We start from the raw sequence: 17,980 nt of genomic DNA on the forward strand, positions 1-17,980 counted from the left end.
TCAGACGAACTTCTCGGTGGCCAAGTAAGCGACCAGCTGCGTGCCGCCGTCGCCCTCATCAGTGATCTTCGTGCCGGCGGACCGTGAAGGACGCGGCGTGAACGAGAGCACCTCGCTGGTCGCGCCCGCCGCACCCACCTCGTCGGCGGCCACGCCCAGATCGGCCAGCGAGAGGGTCTGCACCGGCTTCTTCTTCGCCGCCATGATCCCCTTGAACGACGGATACCGCGGCTCGTTGATCGTGTCCCACACACTCACCACCGCCGGCGTGGCCGCGGTAACCACCTCATACCCCTCATCAGTCTGCCGCTCCACGGTCAACTGCGAACCATCCACCGTCAGCTTGCGAGCACCGGTCAAAGCCGCGATCCCGAGCCGCTCGGCCAGCATGTGCGGCATCACCTGCACCCGGCCATCCGTGGACTCCGAACCCGCCAGAATCAGATCCGCGTTCAGCGTCTTCAGCGCCTCGGCCAACACCTTCGAAGTAGCAACAGCGCACGAGCCGTGCAACGCGTCATCCTGCACATGGACCGCCTTGTCCGGACCCATCGACAGCGCCTTACGGATCGACTCGGTCGCCGACGCCGGGCCCATCGTCAGCACCGTCACCTCACCACCATGAGCCTCCTTGATCTTCAAGGCCTCCTCGATGGCGTACTCATCCATCTCATTGATCACATTGCTCGCCGACGCGCGGTCCACCGAAAAGTCGGCGCCGAGCGAACGCGACGCACCGGAGTCGGGCACCTGCTTCACCAAAACGACGATGTTCATCGCGCTACTTCGACCCTCCTGTTGTGAACGCACCGTTGCGGTCGGACCGCCACCCCGAAGGTTACCCGTCAGTAGCTTAGGCGGGACAGCCACCCAGAGTGACACACCTCACCATGATGGGCTGAGGAGGTGTCGCATATGTCCGGCCAATCAACCACGCTGCTCGACGGGCTCAAGCTGCCCGTCACCCATACTCCACCACGAATGTCCGCGCCCGCGCCGGAGTCCCATCGCCGCCGGGATCGGGACTCGCCGTGGTGCACATGCGGTCACCTTCGGGAGGCGTGCGTCAGTGACGAAGTCCGCATGATCTGGGCACGCCTTCTTGACCCATCAGGTCGATAATCAACCGGTGTTCGGTGCGCTGCGGCAGTGGTTCGACCCCGAGAAGCAGCCGACCGTCGGCCGTACGCCCGACTATCGCTTCTCGCTCGCCAACGAGCGCACCTTTCTCGCCTGGATCCGCACCGGCCTCGCGCTGGTGGCCGGCGGCCTGGCCTGCGCGCAGTTCCTGCCGCCGCTGGGGGTCGCGCACCTGCGCGAGGTCATCGCGATCGCGCTGATCCTGCTCGGCGGCGTCGTGGCGCTGCGCGCGGTCGACCACTGGGCGCGCACCGAGCGGGCCATGCGGCTGGGCCAGGAGCTGCCGGGCTCGAAGTTCCCGGCGATCCTGGCGCTGGCGGTCGCGGCCGGCGCCCTACTACTGGCCATCGCCGTGATCGTAAAAGCCATCCGATGAGCGACCCCGGGGCGTCCGCCGAGCGGACGAGGCTCGCCTGGCGGCGTACGGGATTGTCAGCCACCGCCGTCGCCCTGCTCGCCGCACGACCCGCCTTCCACCCCGACGCCGGCGTCCTCGCCTGGCTGGCCGCCTCGGCCGCCATGGCCGGCTGGGTCGCCCTGATCGCCCTCGCCTACCGCCGCTCCCGGGGCCTACGCCACCTCCCGCCCGAGCCCGCCCGCCGCGCGATTCCCGCCTACGCGGTGCTCACATTCGCTCTTGCGACCCTCGGCGGGCTGGTTGTCATGCTCTGATCGTCGCCGGGACGGCCGGACCGAGTCATCATTGCCCTATGGTCCGGTTGTTCATCTTTCTGGCTGCCGTGCAGCTGGTCCTCTTCGTGCTGGCTTTGATCAGCGTGTTGTCGGCCGAGCGGGTCCGCAACGCGCCCCGTTTCGTCTGGGTTCTGGTGATCCTTCTGATCCCGCTGCTCGGGCCCCTGGCCTACTTCCTGTGGGGCCGGCCCCTGGCCGCGCCGAGGGAGGGCTCGCCGATCCGCCGGACCAAGGCGCGCCCCTCCTCACCGGACGACGATCCCGACTTCCTGCGCTCGATGGACACCGAGCAGTCCCGCAAGGACCGCGAGACGCTCGCCCAGTGGGAAAAGGAGTTCAAGAAGCGGGAAGAGGAGAGCTAAGCCAGGTTCGAGCTCCGGGGGTAGGCGTCGGCCGGGTCGGTCAGCACGTTGACCAGGTACGGGACGCCCGAGTCGAAGGCGCGTGCCAGGGCCGGGCCGATCTCCGACGCCTTCTCGACAGTTTCGCCGGCGCCGCCGAGCGCGCGCACCACGTCGTCGTAGCGCAGGCCGGGCTGCAGGTCGGCGGCCACGTCGTAGCCGTACATGGCGTTCATCGGGTGCTTCTCGAGGCCCCAGATGCCGTTGTTGCCGACCACCATGACGACCGGCAGCTTCTGCCGGACCAGCGACTCCACGTCCATCAGCGAGAAGCCGGCCGCCCCGTCGCCGAGCAGCACACAGATCTGCCGGTCGGGATAGGTGACCCGGGCCCCCATGGCGTAGCCCATGCCGGTGCCGAGGCAGCCGTACGGGCCGGGGTCGAGCCAGGTGCCGGGCTGACTGGGCTCCAGATAGCGACCGGCGTACGAGACGAAGTCGCCGCCGTCGCCGATGGTCACCGCGTCGGCGGCCAGGACCTTGCGCAGCTCGCCGTAGATGCGGGCCGGCTTGATCGGGTCGGTGTCGGCGGCCATCGCCTCGGCGTCGCGGGCCTTGCCGGCGTCCTCTGCCGACCGCAACCCCGAGATCCACTCAGCATGGGAGGCAACCGAGCCACGATATCCCGAAATTTCGGTCAAAATACGCTGCAAATCCCCGGCCGGTGAAACCGCCGCCGACACGTGCGAAGCCCGCTGCGAAGGGGCGTCCACAATGTGCACCACCGAAGCCTCGCCGAAATCCCCGAACCCCAAGCGGAAGTCGAGCGGCGTCCCGATCACGCACACCACATCGGCCTCGTTGAGAGCGGGCCGCCGAGCCTTGGCAAAGGCCAGCGGATGCGAAGGCGGCAACGCCCCCCGCCCCATCCCGTTGGTGAAGACCGGAACCTGAAGCGCCTCGGCCACCGCACGCAGCGCGTCAACCGCAGAACCGCCCCACACGTCCGACCCCGCGATGATCACCGGCCGGGCCGCGCCCGCCAGCAGCGCGGCGGCCCGGGCGACCTCGTCGGGGTCCGCCTCGAGCACCGGCACCGACGGCTCCCCCGGAGCGGAAGCCTCGCCGCTGGAGAAGACGACCTCGAGCGGCAGGTCGAGGAAGGCCGGCCCGCGGTGCGGCGTCAGGGCAGAGGTGAGCGCCGCCCGGATCTCGCCGGCGATCGCGTTGGTGTCGGTGACCGTGCCGGCGTACTTCGTGATCGGGGCGACCAGCGGCACGTGGTCGAACTCCTGCAGGCTGCCCGAGCCCCAGCGGAACTGCGGCGCCCGCCCGCCGAGCACGAGCACCGGCGAGGCGTTGAAGAACGCGCTGGTCAAGCCGGAGATGCCGTTCGTCACCCCGGGGCCGGCGGTGAGGACGGCGAGGCCGGGCCGACGCTGGAGCTTGGCCACGGCCTCGGCCGCGAACACGGCGCTCTGCTCGTGGCGTACGTCGAAGATCGGGAAGTTTTCCTTGTGGGCGGCGTCGTAGAGCGGGAACACGTGGCCCCCGGACAGCGTGAACATCTCACGCACCCCGAACGACCGCAGCGCGGCCAAAGCCAGGTCTCCGCCGTGCCCTTCGATCACTTCTGCCATGCCGCCCGCCTCCGTCGCCGTGCCGTCGGCCTGCACGTTACCGGCCAGTACAAGAAAGGTGAATCAGTCTCGGATCCCGAGGAGGTGGGCGATGTCCTTCACGAGGTTTTCCGCGTCGGTCGTCAGCGGATCCGCGTTGCCGTACCCATACGCCACCACCAGCGCGATCAGCGGCACCACGATCATCACGACGACGCTCAGCATGATCTGAAGGAAGCGCAGGAAACCTCCGCGACGCCGTCGTGGCTTGCGCTTCGGGGGCGCCGGCGGCCGCTGCGTGACCTGACGGGTGCGAGGCAGCGGCGTCACTTGCGGCGGCGGGGAGACGGGCCGGCTCACTGCCTTCACCGGCGACATCGCCCGGGTGTCGCTCAGCGGTGGTTTCTCCGGCTTATTCCGTACGGGCGGAGCACCGTCGAAACGCGGTTTTGCGGTCGCGACCGTGGCCTGCGGGTCCGGCACCCAGTGCCCGTGATCGGCATCCGGCCACGGGTCGACGGCAGGCTGCAACCCGGTCGTGCCCGGCACCTGGAGCGTCGCCTTCGCCACCCGCACGGTCTCCGCCTCGGGACGGCCGTGCGACACCAGCCTCAGCTCGGCCGTGGGGCCGGGCGCGGCCGCGCCGGTGGTCAGCAGGGCGGCGTCGGCCAGGATGCTGCCCTCGGCGACCACCAGCTCGGGCTGCTCGATCGCCACCGGCGCCTCGCCGAGCTCACGGTGCAGCAGGGTCGCGACCAGCGGGATCCGGCTCGCGCCGCCGACCAGGAAAACCCCGGCCAGCCGGCCCTCGGGCAGATCGGCCCACTCGATCAGCTTCTTCGTGACCCGCACGGTCTGGTCGAGCACCGGCCGGGCCAGCTTCTCCAGCTCGTCGCGGGTCAGGTGGACCTCGGTGTCGAGCAGCGGCACCACGAAGTCGGCGGACTGGGCGCGTGACAGCCGCTCCTTGGCGATGCGCACGTCGTCCCAGAGCTGGCGGCGGGCGCGCCTCTCCTCGACCGTGGTGGGCTCGAGGATGCGCTGCCACTCGTCGGTGCGCAGGTGCTCGACGATCGCCGCGTCCACGTCGAGGCCGCCGATGTCGTCGCGGCCGTCGACCGCCATCACCTCGAAGCCGCCGGCGTTGCGGGCGACCACGCTGGCGTCGAACGTGCCGGCGCCGAAGTCGTGCACGACGACGACCGAGCCGATCGGCACGTCGCGGCCGAGGATCTCAGCGAAGTAGGTGGCGGCGGCGACCGGCTCGGCGACCAGGCGGGCGCCCTCGAGCCCGGCCCGGGCCGCCGCCTCGGCGAGAAGCGTGCGGCGGGCCGCGCCCCAGGTGGCCGGGCAGGTGAGGGTGACTTCGGGGCGCACCGGGCCGACCGCGCGGTGCCACTCCTCGGCGACCCGGGCCAGGACGGCCGCGATCAGATCGACGATCGGGAATTCCTGCTCGCCCAGCAGAACCAGGCCGTCGTCGATGCGCCGCTTGGGGTTGGGCTCGAAGCGGGCCGGGTCGAGGCGGGCGCTGTGCACGGCGTCGCGGCCGACCGCCAAAGTGCCGCCGGCCTCGGCGAACACGGCCGAGGGCAGCAGGGGCGAGCCGTCGACCAGGATCGGGCGCGCGCGGCCGTCGGGCCAGCGCGCCACCGCGACGGTGTTGGACGTCCCGAAGTCCACGCCGAGGGCGTGCCGCTTCGGGCCCCCAGGGTCAGTGGCCATGACGGAGAGTCTAGGGGGTGCCGTCGCCTAGACGATCTTCCAGCGCGGGCGGTGACGCCACGTGCGCACACAGCGAACCAGGTCACCGTCGGCGGTGCGGGCGAACGCCCCTTCGGGCAGGCAGCGGTCGCCGACGGTGACCGGGCCGGGCACCACGGTGACGGTCGGCGACGGCATCGGCGGGAAGAGCGCCCGGCCGGGAGGAGTGGTCGTGGTGACCACGATCGTCGGGTCCGGCTCGGCGGGCGCCGGCGGGACCACGCTGCTGCTCGCGCCGGGCGGCACGGCGACCCCGGTCCCCGTGCCGGTCCCGGTGCCGCGGGCGGGCGGTGGCTCCGGGGCGGGCGCGGCGGTGCGGGCGGGCGTCGCGGCGGCCTTGCGATCCGCGGTCTTGCGGCCGGGCGTCGCCGGCGGGGACGCGGACGTGGTCGCCACCCCGGTGGGCACGGCGTAGCGACTGGTGGCGGTGGGCGGCGCGACCGGCGGCGCGGCCATCTGGTCGACCGTGGCCGGCGAGCCGTCACCGCGACCGAGGGTGAGCCAGCCGATCAGCGCGCAGAGCAGCGCCTGGCCGACGACGAGAGCGACCGCCACGCGCACGGTGCGGCGCATCGTGCCCGCAGCGGGTAACGACTCCACAACGACGGACTTTATGGCACGTGATCGATGGAAGCGAGATCAGCGGCCCGTAAACGTGGGTTTACGCTTCGCGACGAAGGCGGTGGTGCCCTCGACCCGGTCGTCGGTGGCGAACAGCGACGCGAACAACTGCGACTCCAGCGCCAGCCCGGCGGCGAGATCCATGCTCAGGCCGGCGTCGATCGCCTGCTTGGCGGCGCGCAGAGCCATCGACGGGCCGGTCACGAACGGGCGGACCAGAGCCTGGGCGGTGGCGTAGACCTCGGCGGCGGGGGCGACCCGGTCGGCCAGGCCGATGCGCAGCGCCTCCTCGGCGTCGACCATGCGGCCCGAGAAGATCAGATCCTTGGCGCGGGCCGGGCCGACCAGCCGGGCCAGCCGCTGGGTGCCGCCGGCGCCGGGGATCAGGCCCAGCCGGATCTCGGGCTGGCCGAGCTTGGCGTCGTCGGCCACCACCCGCCAGTCGCAGGCCAGCGCCAGCTCGCAGCCACCACCGAGGGCGTAACCGGTGATTGCCGCCACAGTCGGCTTGGGGATCTTGGCGATCGAGTCGAAGGCGCCGGAGAGCGCGCCCGCCCGAAGGGCCATGTCCTGGTAGCTGAGCTCGGTGAACTCGGTGATGTCGGCGCCGGCCGCGAAGACCTTCTCCCCGCCGTACACGATGACCGCCTTGACCTCGGCGGATCCGGCGGCGGAATGCGCGGCCTCTCTAAGCTCTTCCTGTACCAGGGTGTTGAGAGGGTTCATCGGGGGCCGATCGATCCGGATGGTGCCGATGCCGTCGGTGGTCTCCAGCGTCACGAACTCGCCCACGAAACACGCCTCCCTGAGTGTTGGTTAAGCGGAAGCCTACGACGGGTACGGAGAGTAAATGACCACCTACTACCGGGATAGTGACGTCGAGGTCACCTCCGCCGGGGTCCGGATGAACGGCCGTGAATACGCCCTGGTCGAGCTGCGCCAGGTGTGGCACACACGCGGGCGCAGGTCATGGGGAACGATTGCCGGGCGAGGCGCTCTCGGCGTGGCGATGCTGCTGCCGTTGATGGTCGGCGCGCTCGGCGTGGGGATCGCCCTGGTGGCGCACGCGTCGGTCGCGGTCACGGCCGGGCTGATCGGCGGCGGGATCCTGATCGGGCTGGCCGCCGCGCCGCTGGCCGACGTGCTGCTCGAGCACGTGGACCGGTCCTACGACCGGGGCAGCCGGCGGCGGGAGATCTGGGTCCGCACCCGGCAGGGCGACGTGCTGCTGCTGAGCACGGCGGACGCCGCCCGCTTCGGCCGCATCTACCGGGCGCTTCAGCGAGCCCTGGAGCCAAGCCGGGTTACCCGCTAGTAGCATCACGGCCCATGAAGAAGGACGCCGCCGGGCTCGCGGGGCTGCTGGCCGCCTCGGGAACGCTGCACTTCCTGACGCCCAAGCCGTACGACTCGATCGTGCCGCGCTCGCTGCCGGGGTCGCCGCGCACGTGGACCTATCTGAGTGGCGCGGCCGAGCTCGCCGTGGCCGCGGCGGTCGCCTGCCCGCGCACCCGCAAGCTCGGCGCCACGGCCGCCGCGGCGCTGTTCGTCGCGGTCTTCCCGGCCAACGTCAAGATGGCGGCGGACTGGCGGCACGCTTCGCCGGTCAAGCGGGCCATCGCCTTCGGCCGGCTGCCGCTGCAGGTGCCGCTCGTGCTCTGGGCGCGCCGCGTCGCCCGCTGATTTCCGCCGTTCCGGCCGCGCGGAGTCGGCCGGTTCGGGACGATCTATCCATCATGCGAGCGACCCACATCCGGCCGACCGGGGTAGAGCGCACGTTCGGCCTGGACGAGATCATCGTGACCAAGACCGACCCCCGCGGCATCCTCACGTACGCGAACGAGGTCTTTCTGCGTGTCTCGGCGCTGACCGAGGAGCAGGCGCTCGGGCAGCCGCACAACATCATCCGGCATCCGGAGATGCCGCGCGCCGTGTTCAAGCTGCTCTGGGACACCGTCGGCCAGGGGCAGGAGATCTTCGCGTACGTGCTGAACCTCGCCGCCGACGGCGCGCACTACTGGGTGTTCGCGCACGTCACGCCCTCGCACGACGCGAACGGCCGGCACGTCGGCTACCACTCCAACCGGCGGCGGCCGGACCCGTCGTCGGTCACGGCGGTCAAGCAGGTCTACGACCGGGTGCGCGCGGTCGAGGGCCGGCAGGCATCCACGCCGGCCGCGGTCGAGGCGGGCTGGCAGGCGCTGCAGGACGAGCTGGACGGGCGCACCTACGACGAGTTCGTCTGGGCGGTCACCAATGGATGAGCCGACGCTGCTGGTCATCGCCGAGGTGTGCAAGCGGGCGGCGGCCGGCGACCTGGAGGCCCGGCTGCCACCGCTGGGCGACACGGCCGCCGCGGCCGAGTGCCGCACCGCGCTGAACGGTGTGCTCGACATCGCCGACGCGTTCGTCCGGGAGGCCGGCGCCGCCTCGTCCGCGGCCGCCGAGGGACGGTTCCACCGGCGCATCCTCACGCGCGGCCTGCACGGCGCCTACCGCGGCGCGGCCGAGCAGATCTCCGCCTCGATCGCGGCGATGAGCGCCAGCGCCGACCGCCTCGACGAGGCCAACGCGGCCCGGTTGCGGCTCGCCGACGAGCTGGAGAACGCGGTGCTGCACGTTTCGGAGCAGGTGGCCACGGCCGCCACCGAGATGGGCGCCTCGGCCAACGGGCTCGCCGACTTCGCCCGGGCCGCGGTCACCGAGGCCGAGCGCGGGCTCGAGACCGTGACCTCGCTGCGCACGGCGGCCGACCAGATCCTCAGCGCGGTCGACCTGATCAACCAGGTGGCCAAGCAGACCCGGCTGCTGGCGCTGAACGCGACCATCGAGGCGGCCCGGGCCGGCGAGGCCGGGCTCGGCTTCGGGGTGGTGGCCGGCGAGGTCAAGTCGCTGGCCGACGAGACCAGCGGCTCGAGCGGCGAGATCATGGGACACGTCAACAAGGTGCAGGAGGTGGCCGCCGACGCGATCGCGGTGCTGGAGAAGGTCACCGAGAGCATCCGGGAGATGAGCGGGCTGACCAACGGCATCGCCGCCGCGGTCGACGGCGGGCACGGCATGGACGGCCTGTCCCAGCTGGCCGAGGTGCTGCGCGGCGAGGTCAGCCGATTCGTGGAGACCGCCCGGCAGAACTGACTAGCTCGTGTAGAGCTCGTCGATCTCGTCGCGGGTGGGCAGGGCGTTCGAGGCGCCGAGCTTGCGGACGCAGGCGGCGCCCGCCGCGTTCGCCCAGCGCACCGCCTCCATCAGGTCGCGGCCCTCGCCCCAGGCCACCGCGAGCGCGGCGGTGAAGGCGTCGCCGGCCGCAGTGGTGTCGGTCGCCTCGACCGGGAACGCGGGCACGGTCTCGTCGCGGCCGTCGCGCTCGGCGTAGCGGGATCCGGCGCCGCCCAGGGTGAGCACGACCCGCGGCACGAGGGCCAGCAGGGCGGCCATGTCGGGGCGTTCCGAGCCGGTGATGGTTTGGGCCTCGACCTCGTTGACCACCAGCAGGTCGACGTCGGCGAGCAGGTCGGACGGCAGCTCGCGGGCCGGCGCGGCGTTGAGGATCGTGCGGGTGCCGCCGGCGCGGGCGGCCTTGCAGGCGGCGGCGACCGTGTCGATCGGGATCTCGAGCTGGCAGAGCAGCACGTCGCCGCCGGCGATGACCCGCTCCTCGTCGCCGGTCAGGTCGGTGAACATGCTGTTGGCGCCGGGGGCGACGAGGATCGAATTCTCCGCCGCCCGATCCACCATGATCACGGCCACGCCGGAGGCGCCGTAGGCGGTGCGGAGGTGGCCGGTGTCGACGCCGGCCGCGTTGAGGCGCGCGTTGAGCGTGACGCCGAACGAGTCGGAGCCGATCGCGCCGAGGAAGACCGCGTGGCCGCCGGCCCGGGAGGCGGCGATCGCCTGGTTGGCGCCCTTGCCGCCGGGCATCATCACGAAGTCGTCGCCGAGCACGGTCTCGCCGGGCAGCGGCAGCCGCTCGGCGATGCCGACCAGATCCATGTTGGCGCTGCCGGCCACCACGATGCGCGGCGCCATCACGCGGCCCGGGCGGTGTAGCGGTCGCCGAAGCGGTCGACGGTCAGCGGCATGCCGAAGGTCTTGGTGAGGTTGCCGGCGGTCATCACCTCGCCGAGCGGGCCGGCGGCGACGATCGTGCCCTCGCGCAGCAGCATGCCGTGGGTGAAGCCGGGCGGGATCTCCTCGACGTGGTGGGTGACCAGCACCATGGCCGGCGAGTCGGGGTCGAGCGCCAGCTCGGTGAGGCGGCCGATCAGGTCCTCCCGGCCGCCGAGGTCGAGGCCGGCGCTGGGCTCGTCGAGCAGCATCAGCTCGGGGTCGGTCATCAGCGCGCGGGCGATCAGCGTCCGCTTGCGCTCGCCCTCGGAGAGCGTGCCGAACTCGCGCTCGAGCAGCGCGCCCATGCCGAGCTGCGTGAGCAGCTGCCGGGCCCGGGCCTCGTCCATCGGGTCGTACGACTCGCGCCAGCGGCCCACCACCGACCAGGCCGCCGTGACCACCACGTCGATCACGCGCTCGGTGGGCGGCACCCGCTCGCCGAACTGGCCGGTGGACAGGCCGATGCGGGTGCGCAGCTCGTTGACATCGGTGCGGCCCAAGCGCTCGCCGAGCACGTAGGCCGTGCCGCGGGACGGGTGCAACCGGCCCGCGGCCAGGTTGAGCAAGGTCGTCTTGCCGGCGCCGTTGGGGCCGAGGACCACCCACCGCTCGTCCAGCTCCACCTGCCAGGAGAGGCCGCGGACCAGAAAGTTGCCACTCCGGATCACGCTGACGCGGTCGAAGGCGATGACGGTGTCGTCGTGGGGCGGGATTCGCACGGCAGGTTCCAGCACGGGACCATCAAATCACGCGGCTGGGATGGCCTTCAGTCCGGCTTTGGGTGGCGGGCGGGGCGCTCGGACGGGGTCACCCGGTGGTCGACCCGAACACCTCGTCGCGTACCGCGTCGAGGGCCGTGTGCAGGGCGCCGTGCAGCACCGGCTCGGACTCGACTCCGGTGATCACCACCTTGGGGGACACCAGGGTGATGGCCGCCACCTCGCGCTCGACACGCTCGGCCAGACCGGGGCCGCCGGCCTGGCTCACCTCGCCGGCCAGCACCACCAGCGGCGGGTCGAGGACCACGCAGGTCGCGGCCACGCCGACGGCCAGCCGCTCGGCCAGCTCGTCGAGGACCTGGTCGCCGGCCGCCCCGGCGGCGACCGCCGACCGGATCACGTCGGACGCCTCGTTGCCGCGGAAGCCGTACTTCTTGCCGATCGCCTTGACCGCGTCGGCGCCGGCCACCGTCTGGAAGCCGCCGCGCACGCCGCCCTTCTGCGAGCGCTTGCCCTGGTGGCGGGGCACCTCGGCGCCGGACACCGGCAGGTAGCCGATCTCGCCGGCCGCGCCGGTCGCACCCTGGTGGAGCTTGCCGCCGATGACGCTGGCCAGGCCGACGCCGCGGCCGATCCAGATCAGTACGAAGTCGGTGGCGCCCTTGGCCGCGCCGGTGCTCTGCTCGGCGAGCGCGGCCAGGTTGACGTCGTTGCCGAAGACGACCGGGGTGCTCAGGTCGCGGCGCAGGTCGTCGAGCAGGCCGCGGTGCCAGCGGGGCAGGTCCCACGCGAAGGAGATCTCGCCGCTCTCCGGGTCGACCAGGCCGGGGGTGCCGAGCACGACCCGGCGCACCGAGCTCATGTCGGTGCCGGCCTCGGCGGCGGCCTGGACCACCGCGTTGTGCACGACGCCGACCGGGTCGTCGGTGTCCTTGGTGGACTGCTCGACTCGGCTGACGATCGCGCCGGTGATGTCGGCGCAGGCGGCGACGACCCGCTCGGGCCCGACGTCGACGCCGATCACGTGCGCGCTACCCGGAGTGACGGCGTAGAGCTGGGCGTTGGGCCCGCGGCCGCCGGCCTGCTCGCCGACGCGGCGCACGAGGCCGCGCTGCTCGAGGCGCTCGACGAGCTGGGACGCGGTGACCTTGCTGAGGCCGGTCATCTCGCCGAGCTGCGCGCGGGTCAGCGGACCTCGCGCGAGCAGCAGCTCGAGGGCCGCGCGGTCGTTGAGTGCGCGCAGCAGCCGAGGTGTGCCCGGAAGGCGGGTGGCGGCCATGTCTACTACCCCTAGTATTTAGGATTGTTTCCAGTTAGGTTACCGAGCCCCCGAAGTCGTGACCGCAGCGTAACGGTCGGCATCGTCGCCGTCCGCAGCACACGCCATCGACTCGGAGCGATCATGGCAGCTCGCGGGCACGCTGAGCCAGAGTTGCGTCATCGGAAGGACAACCATGGCGATCGACCAGGGCCTGCGCCGTCTCGCCCTCGGCACCCTGCTGGCCGCGTTTCCCGGCTTCGAGGCGCCCGGCTGGGCCCTCGACCTGCTGGGCGACGGGCTCGCGGGACACACGCTCTTCGGATACAACATCGATTCCCGTACGCAGGTGGCAGCGCTCACCGCCGCGCTGCGGTCCGCACGGGCTGACGCGCTGATCGCCATCGACGAGGAAGGCGGGGACGTCACCCGGCTCGGGCATCGGACCGGCAGCCCGTACCCCGGCAACGCGGCCCTCGGCGTGGTGGACGACGTCGAGCTGACCGCCCGGGTGTACGCGGCGATCGGGGCCGACCTCGCCGACGCGGGCGTCAACCTCGACCTGGCGCCGACCGTCGACGTGAACACGGCGGACGACAACCCGATCATCGGAACCCGGTCGTTCGGGGCGTCGCCGCTGCTGGTGGCCCGGCACGCGCGGGCCGCGGTCGAGGGCCTGCAGTCGGCCGGGGTGGCGGCCTGCGCGAAGCACTTCCCCGGGCACGGCGCGACGCTCGCCGACTCGCATCTCGAGCTCCCGACCGTGGACGCGCCGCTGTCGGTGCTGCGCGAGCGGGACCTGCCGCCGTTCGCCGCCGCTTTGTCGGCGCGGGCGATCATGACGGCCCACATCCGGGTGCCGGCGCTGACCGGGGACGATCCGGCGACGTTCAGCCGGTTCGCGCTCACCGACGTGCTGCGCGGCGAGTACGGCTTCCGGGGCGTGATCGTCACGGACGCGCTGGAGATGAAGGGCGCGGCGCTGGCGGCCGGCGGGATTCCGCAGGCGGCGGTGCGGGCACTCGCGGCGGGAGCCGATCTGCTGTGCGTCGGCGCGCAGGTGGACGCGGAGCTGGTGTCGGCGATCGTCGACGAGATCATCGCCGCGGTCGGGGACGGGCGGCTGGCCCCGAGCAGGTTGGAGGCCGCGGTGTCCCGTACGGCGGAAATGGCTCGGTGGAGCGCGACGCCCCACGCCCGGGGTGACCACGACGCGGGCCTGGGAGTAGCGGCCGCCCGGCGCGCGGTGCGGGTGGAAGGGTCGCTGGCCGGCCTCGAATCGCCGCTGGTGGTGCAGGTGAGCTCGGGGTACTCGATCGCCGAGGGCCGGGTGCCTTGGGGCCTGCGGCCACACCTGAACGGGACCGAGCAGGTCGAAGTGGCGGCCTTCTCGACCTCGGCGTCGGCGCTGATCGAACAGGCCGCCGGGCGCCCGATCGTGGTGGTGGGCCGGCACCTGCACCGGGCGCCGGAGACGCGCTCGCTGGTGGAGAAGCTGGCCGCGGCGCACACCGTCGGGGTGGTGGAGATGGGCTGGCCGTCGTCGTGGCGGCCGGCCGGGTCCCGGGCCTTCGTCACCACGCACGGCGCGAGTCTGGCCAACGGGCGGGCGGCGGCCGAGGCGCTCGGGCTGACTGCGTCCTGAGTCACTCTCCGTTCTACTTGAACGTGTTCAAACTTGTGCCCTAGGCTGGGGCCACAAGTTGAACATGTTCGAGAAGGGCGGTCCTCATGGACCCGAAGGTCTGGATGTACCTGCTCTACCTGGCCGTCAGCGTGGGACTGACCGTGTGGGTGGCGACCACGCTCGCCCGCAACGGCCTGGTCTTCCTCGCCGACGTCTTCGAGGACGAGCGGCTCGCCCGCGCCGTCAACCAGCTGCTGGTGATGGGCTTCTACCTGCTGAACCTCGGTTACGTGGCGTTCGCCATGCGATCGAGCGCGACGGTGGCCGACACCGGCGAGGCGCTCGAGGTCTTCTCCATGAAGATCGGGCTGGTGCTGCTGGTGCTGGGCGTCCTGCACTTCTGCAACGTCTACTTCCTCGGCCGCTACCGCCGGACCCGGATCCGCGGCCAGCAGGGACAGCCGCCGCTGCCGCCGACCGGGCGGCTGCCGATGCACCCGCAGCGGCCGCCGATGCCGCCGCCGGCGCAGGCATGAGGGAGTACGCCGGCTCGGCCGCTCACGAGGGCGGCCGAGTCGGGTCCTTCACGGTTCTGTTCGACGCGCGGTGCCCGGTGTGCCGCGCCGCGCGGAAGTGGCTGGCCGGGCGGGCGCAACTGGTGCCGCTGGCCTTCGTGCCGGCGGGGTCGGCCGAGGCGCGGTCGCTGTTTCCCGGGCTCGACCACGCGGCCACCTTGAAGGACCTCACCGTGATCGCGGACGACGGCGCCTACTACATGGGCGACGGGGCCTGGCTGGCGTGCCTGTGGGCGCTCGTGGACTATCGGGCGGCGGCACTCCGGTTGTCGACGCCACGGATGCTGCCGGCGGCGCGGACATTCATCGCAGCGGCATCGGCGGTGCGGGAGGCAGTGCGCGTCCCCGAACCGATGGACGGCGACTACGGTGACCAATGTGACGACCGCTGCCACTGAATCCGGCGACGAGCCGACGCCGCCCGCGCGGCGGGCCCGCGGCGAGCAGACGCGGCAGCTGATCCTCGAGACGGCGCTCCGGCTGTTCCGGGAGAGGGGATATGCGGAGACGACCATGCGGGCGATCGCCAAGGAGGCGGGGGTCGCGGTCGGAAACGCGTATTACTACTTCGACTCCAAGGAACACCTGATCCAGGGGTTCTACGACCGGAACCAGGCCGCGCACCGGGCCGCCTCCGAGTCGGTGCTGACCGGATCGCAGGACTTCGCGGAGCGCCTGCGCGGGGTGCTGCACGCGGGGATCGACGTGAACGCGCCGTACCACTCGTTCGCGGCGACGTTCTTCAAGAGCGCGGCCGAGCCGTCGTCGCCGTTGAGCCCGTTCTCGCGGGAGTCGTCGCCGGCCCGGGACGCGTCGATCGAGATCTTCCGCGATGTCGTCGAGGGGTCGTCCGCCAAGATCGACCCGGAGCTGCGCAAGGAGCTGCCCGAGCTGCTGTGGCTCGGCTGGATGGGCGTCATCCTGTTCTGGGTCTACGACAAGTCACCCGATCAGCGGCGCACCCGGCGCCTGATCGACGGGGCTGTGCCGCTGATCGACCGGCTGGTGTCGCTGTCGCGGCTGCGCGTGCTGCGGCCCGCCCTGCGGCAGATCCTGGCGCTGATCGACAGCGTCCGCCGGGACGACTGATCACCCTGAGTGAGCGTCATATGGCGCTCCAAATACCACAGTGCCCGGAAATTTCGGTATCTGTCGTTTAAATTGGCCTGACCGAACGGCCAATTTGCTCACGCGGAGCTTCCGGGCCGAGCAAGCCGGCACGTAGCGTTATGCCCGAAGGTGGGTCTGGGGATGTTGCGGGGTCTCGGACTTCGGGACCGGTCCGAGCCCTCGCAACAAGATCGGTGAGCCGGGTGACGCGGGTCTACGGGAGCATTCCCCCGCCGCCCGGCTCACGCCGCCGCAGGACGGAAGTTGCGCAACCGCAGGCTGTTGAGAACCACGAAGATCGAGCTCAACGCCATCGCCGCTCCCGCGATCATCGGGTTCAGCAGGCCGGCCGCGGCCAGCGGCAGGGCGGCCAGGTTGTAGGCGAAGGCCCAGAACAGATTTCCCCTGATGATCGCCAGAGTGCGGCGTGACAACCGCACCGCGTCCACCGCCGCGGTCAGGTCGTTGCGGATCAGGGTCAGGTCGGACGCCTGGATCGCCACGTCGGTGCCGGCCCCCATCGCCAGCCCCAGGTCGGACTGGACCAGGGCGGCGGCGTCGTTCACCCCGTCGCCGACCATCGCCACCGCGCGCCCCTCCGACTGGAGGCGCTTGACGACATCCACCTTGCCGGCCGGCAGGACCCCCGCGAAGACCGACGAGATGCCCACCTCGGACGCGACCGCCGACGCCACCTCGGGGGCATCCCCGGTCACCAGCATCGGCTCGAGACCCAGACGCCGCAGCGCGGCTATCGCGGCAGCGCTCGTCGGACGTACGGCATCGGCCAGCGCAAGCCACCCCGATGCCGTGCCGTCGACACGGACCTCGACCCACGTCGCTGCCTCGACCGAGATGTCGGTGTCGCCGACGTGGAAGAGCGGCGACAGCTCGGCGGGAGTGCCGCCCGCGATCTCAACGAGAACGCCCTCGACCCGGCCCCGGACGCCGACGCCCGCCGTCGCGTGGAAGTCGGTCACCGGCGGCACGGCCCCGTTGGCACGGGCCGCCTCGGTGATCGCGCGGCCCAGCGGGTGCTCGGAGGCGGCCTCGACCGCGCCCGCCAGCCGGAGGACGGCATCGGGGTCGCGGGCCACGGCGGCGATCACGGACATGCGGCCGGTGGTCACGGTGCCGGTCTTGTCGAGGACGATCGTGTCGGCCCGGCGGGTGGACTCAAGGGCCTCGACGCCGCGGATCAGGATGCCGAGCTGGGCGCCGCGGCCGGTGCCGACCAGCAGGGCCGTGGGCGTGGCCAGGCCGAGCGCACAGGGACAGGCGATGATCAGGACGGCCACCGCGGCGGTGAAGGCCTCGGTCGTGTCGTGGCCGGTGCCCAGCCAGAAGCCGAGCGTGCCGATCGCGAGCGCGATCACGACCGGGACGAAGACGGCGGAGATGCGGTCGGCCAGGCGCTGGACGGCGGCCTTGCCGGTCTGCGCCTCCTCGACCAGCTTGGCCATCTGGGCGAGCTGGGTATCGGCCCCGACCTTGGTGGCACGGACCGTGAGACGGCCGCCGGTGTTCACGGTCGCGCCGGTCACCGGGTCGCCGGGCCGCACCTCGGCGGGGACGGACTCGCCGGTAAGCAGGCTCAGGTCCAGCGCCGAGACGCCGTCGACCACCACGCCGTCGGTGGCGACCTTCTCGCCGGGGCGTACCAGGAAAAGATCGCCCACCCGCAGGCCGGACGCGGAGATCTGCTGCTCGTGGCCCTCCCGCAGCACGGTGACCGTCTTGGCGCCCAGCTCGAGCAGTGAGCGCAGCGCGTCACCGGCTCGCCGCTTCGCCCGCGCCTCGAGGTAACGGCCCGCGAGCAGGAACGTGGTCACGCCGGCCGCGGCCTCGAGGTAGATGGCGTCGCCGTCGCGGGCGGTGAGCGAGAACGGGTGGGTCATGCCGGGCATGCCGGCGTCGCCGAGGAACAGCGCCCACACCGACCAGCCGAAGGCGGCGAGGGTGCCGACCGAGACCAGCGTGTCCATGCTGGCCGCGCCGTGCCGCAGGTTGACGAAGGCGGCCCGGTGGAACGGCCAGCCGCCGTAGACGACCACCGGCGCGGCCAGCACGAGCGACAGCCACTGCCAGTAGTCGAACTGCAGGGCGGGCACCATGGCGAGCACGATGACGGGAACACTGAGCGCGACGGAGATCAGCAGCCGGTCACGCAGCGGATCCGACGTCTGCGCGACCGGGGCGATCTTCTCGGCGGCCGTGTAGCCGGTTTTCTGCACCACGGCGATCAGGTCTTGCGCGCTCAGCGAGGAAGGCACCGTCGCGCGGGCCTTCTCGGTGGCGTAGTTGACCGTCGCGGTCACGCCATCGAGCCGGTTCAGCTTCTTCTCGATACGGCCGGCGCATGACGCACAGGTCATGCCGCCGATCTCCAGCTCGATGACGCGT

The 17,980-nt window shown here is 71.9% G+C and carries 20 protein-coding genes; 11 read left to right on the forward strand and 9 right to left on the reverse strand.

Going from position 1 to position 17,980, the window contains the following annotated elements; translation table 11 throughout:
- Positions 1-777 (reverse strand): electron transfer flavoprotein subunit beta/FixA family protein, encoded by a 777-nt coding sequence (locus ACQPZX_RS43620; protein WP_433369479.1) that lies wholly within the window; start codon positions 775-777, stop codon positions 1-3.
- A gap of 352 nt (positions 778-1,129) precedes the next feature.
- Between ACQPZX_RS43620 and ACQPZX_RS43625 the strand changes: the two genes are divergently transcribed.
- The 3 genes from ACQPZX_RS43625 to ACQPZX_RS43635 are packed head-to-tail and all read left to right on the forward strand — an operon-like array spanning position 1,130 to position 2,195.
- Complete coding sequence (locus ACQPZX_RS43625) at positions 1,130-1,516, forward strand: YidH family protein (protein ID WP_433369482.1); 387 nt, start codon at positions 1,130-1,132, stop codon at positions 1,514-1,516.
- A complete protein-coding gene (locus ACQPZX_RS43630) occupies positions 1,513-1,812 on the forward strand; it encodes a DUF202 domain-containing protein (protein ID WP_433369485.1) in 300 nt (99 codons plus the stop codon). Before ACQPZX_RS43625 ends, ACQPZX_RS43630 begins: the two co-directional genes overlap by 4 nt.
- A 38-nt stretch (positions 1,813-1,850) precedes the next feature.
- Complete coding sequence (locus tag ACQPZX_RS43635; RefSeq protein ID WP_433369489.1) at positions 1,851-2,195, forward strand: PLDc N-terminal domain-containing protein; 345 nt, start codon at positions 1,851-1,853, stop codon at positions 2,193-2,195.
- Here ACQPZX_RS43635 and ACQPZX_RS43640 read toward each other — a convergent pair.
- From ACQPZX_RS43640 to ACQPZX_RS43655, 4 genes are all read right to left on the reverse strand, one after another.
- The gene (locus tag ACQPZX_RS43640; protein ID WP_433369491.1) at positions 2,192-3,814 is read right to left on the reverse strand and encodes an acetolactate synthase; all 1,623 of its coding nucleotides are present in this window, start codon (positions 3,812-3,814) and stop codon (positions 2,192-2,194) included. The genes ACQPZX_RS43635 and ACQPZX_RS43640 overlap by 4 nt on opposite strands.
- 63 nt (positions 3,815-3,877) lie before the next feature.
- Positions 3,878-5,518, reverse strand: a complete 1,641-nt coding sequence (locus tag ACQPZX_RS43645) for an Hsp70 family protein (RefSeq protein ID WP_433369494.1) — start codon at positions 5,516-5,518, stop codon at positions 3,878-3,880.
- A gap of 27 nt (positions 5,519-5,545) precedes the next feature.
- Entirely contained in the window at positions 5,546-6,157 is a 612-nt protein-coding gene (locus tag ACQPZX_RS43650; protein ID WP_433369497.1) for a hypothetical protein, read from the reverse strand.
- A 39-nt stretch (positions 6,158-6,196) separates the two neighbouring features.
- Complete coding sequence (locus ACQPZX_RS43655; RefSeq protein ID WP_433369500.1) at positions 6,197-6,970, reverse strand: enoyl-CoA hydratase/isomerase family protein; 774 nt, start codon at positions 6,968-6,970, stop codon at positions 6,197-6,199.
- A gap of 58 nt (positions 6,971-7,028) precedes the next feature.
- On the opposite strand from ACQPZX_RS43655, the gene ACQPZX_RS43660 reads away from it, so the two are divergent.
- From ACQPZX_RS43660 to ACQPZX_RS43675, 4 genes are read left to right on the forward strand one after another with little or no spacing between them, the layout of a single operon-like run.
- Positions 7,029-7,493: a DUF6232 family protein gene (locus ACQPZX_RS43660; RefSeq protein WP_433369502.1), complete on the forward strand. Its 465-nt coding sequence runs from the start codon at positions 7,029-7,031 to the stop codon at positions 7,491-7,493.
- A gap of 14 nt (positions 7,494-7,507) precedes the next feature.
- Positions 7,508-7,861, forward strand: a complete 354-nt coding sequence (locus tag ACQPZX_RS43665; RefSeq protein ID WP_433369505.1) for a DoxX family protein — start codon at positions 7,508-7,510, stop codon at positions 7,859-7,861.
- Between the two features lie 53 nt (positions 7,862-7,914).
- A complete protein-coding gene (locus tag ACQPZX_RS43670) occupies positions 7,915-8,442 on the forward strand; it encodes a PAS domain-containing protein (protein WP_433369508.1) in 528 nt (175 codons plus the stop codon).
- Positions 8,435-9,316 carry a methyl-accepting chemotaxis protein gene (locus tag ACQPZX_RS43675; RefSeq protein WP_433369511.1) on the forward strand — a complete coding sequence of 294 codons (882 nt, stop codon included), beginning with the start codon at positions 8,435-8,437 and terminating at the stop codon, positions 9,314-9,316. Before ACQPZX_RS43670 ends, ACQPZX_RS43675 begins: the two co-directional genes overlap by 8 nt.
- Here ACQPZX_RS43675 and ACQPZX_RS43680 read toward each other — a convergent pair whose 3' ends face one another.
- The 3 genes from ACQPZX_RS43680 to ACQPZX_RS43690 form a co-directional block, all read right to left on the reverse strand.
- Positions 9,317-10,210, reverse strand: a complete 894-nt coding sequence (locus ACQPZX_RS43680; RefSeq protein ID WP_433369514.1) for a ribokinase — start codon at positions 10,208-10,210, stop codon at positions 9,317-9,319.
- Entirely contained in the window at positions 10,207-11,022 is an 816-nt protein-coding gene (locus ACQPZX_RS43685; protein WP_433369517.1) for an ABC transporter ATP-binding protein, read from the reverse strand. Before ACQPZX_RS43685 ends, ACQPZX_RS43680 begins: the two co-directional genes overlap by 4 nt.
- A gap of 73 nt (positions 11,023-11,095) precedes the next feature.
- Positions 11,096-12,286: an ROK family protein gene (locus tag ACQPZX_RS43690; RefSeq protein ID WP_433369520.1), complete on the reverse strand. Its 1,191-nt coding sequence runs from the start codon at positions 12,284-12,286 to the stop codon at positions 11,096-11,098.
- 175 nt (positions 12,287-12,461) lie between these two features.
- Between ACQPZX_RS43690 and ACQPZX_RS43695 the strand changes: the two genes are divergently transcribed.
- The 4 genes from ACQPZX_RS43695 to ACQPZX_RS43710 all read left to right on the forward strand — a co-directional run bounded on the left by ACQPZX_RS43695 (position 12,462) and on the right by ACQPZX_RS43710 (position 15,556).
- Positions 12,462-13,910, forward strand: a complete 1,449-nt coding sequence (locus ACQPZX_RS43695) for a glycoside hydrolase family 3 N-terminal domain-containing protein (protein ID WP_433369522.1) — start codon at positions 12,462-12,464, stop codon at positions 13,908-13,910.
- An 86-nt stretch (positions 13,911-13,996) separates the two neighbouring features.
- The gene (locus tag ACQPZX_RS43700; RefSeq protein ID WP_433369525.1) at positions 13,997-14,428 is read left to right on the forward strand and encodes a hypothetical protein; all 432 of its coding nucleotides are present in this window, start codon (positions 13,997-13,999) and stop codon (positions 14,426-14,428) included.
- Positions 14,425-14,865 carry a thiol-disulfide oxidoreductase DCC family protein gene (locus tag ACQPZX_RS43705; protein WP_433369528.1) on the forward strand — a complete coding sequence of 147 codons (441 nt, stop codon included), beginning with the start codon at positions 14,425-14,427 and terminating at the stop codon, positions 14,863-14,865. Before ACQPZX_RS43700 ends, ACQPZX_RS43705 begins: the two co-directional genes overlap by 4 nt.
- On the forward strand, positions 14,846-15,556 hold the full coding sequence (locus ACQPZX_RS43710; RefSeq protein WP_433369530.1) for a TetR family transcriptional regulator: 711 nt from the start codon (positions 14,846-14,848) through the stop codon (positions 15,554-15,556). The genes ACQPZX_RS43705 and ACQPZX_RS43710 overlap by 20 nt, the downstream gene beginning before the upstream one ends.
- Before the next feature lie 263 nt (positions 15,557-15,819).
- Here the strand turns inward: ACQPZX_RS43710 and ACQPZX_RS43715 are convergent, their stop codons facing one another.
- The gene (locus tag ACQPZX_RS43715; protein ID WP_433385827.1) at positions 15,820-17,952 is read right to left on the reverse strand and encodes a heavy metal translocating P-type ATPase; all 2,133 of its coding nucleotides are present in this window, start codon (positions 17,950-17,952) and stop codon (positions 15,820-15,822) included.
- Positions 17,953-17,980: the final 28 nt, after the last annotated feature.

Source organism: Actinoplanes sp. CA-142083, assembly GCF_050942195.1.
Taxonomy (GTDB): Bacteria; Actinomycetota; Actinomycetes; order Mycobacteriales; family Micromonosporaceae; genus Actinoplanes.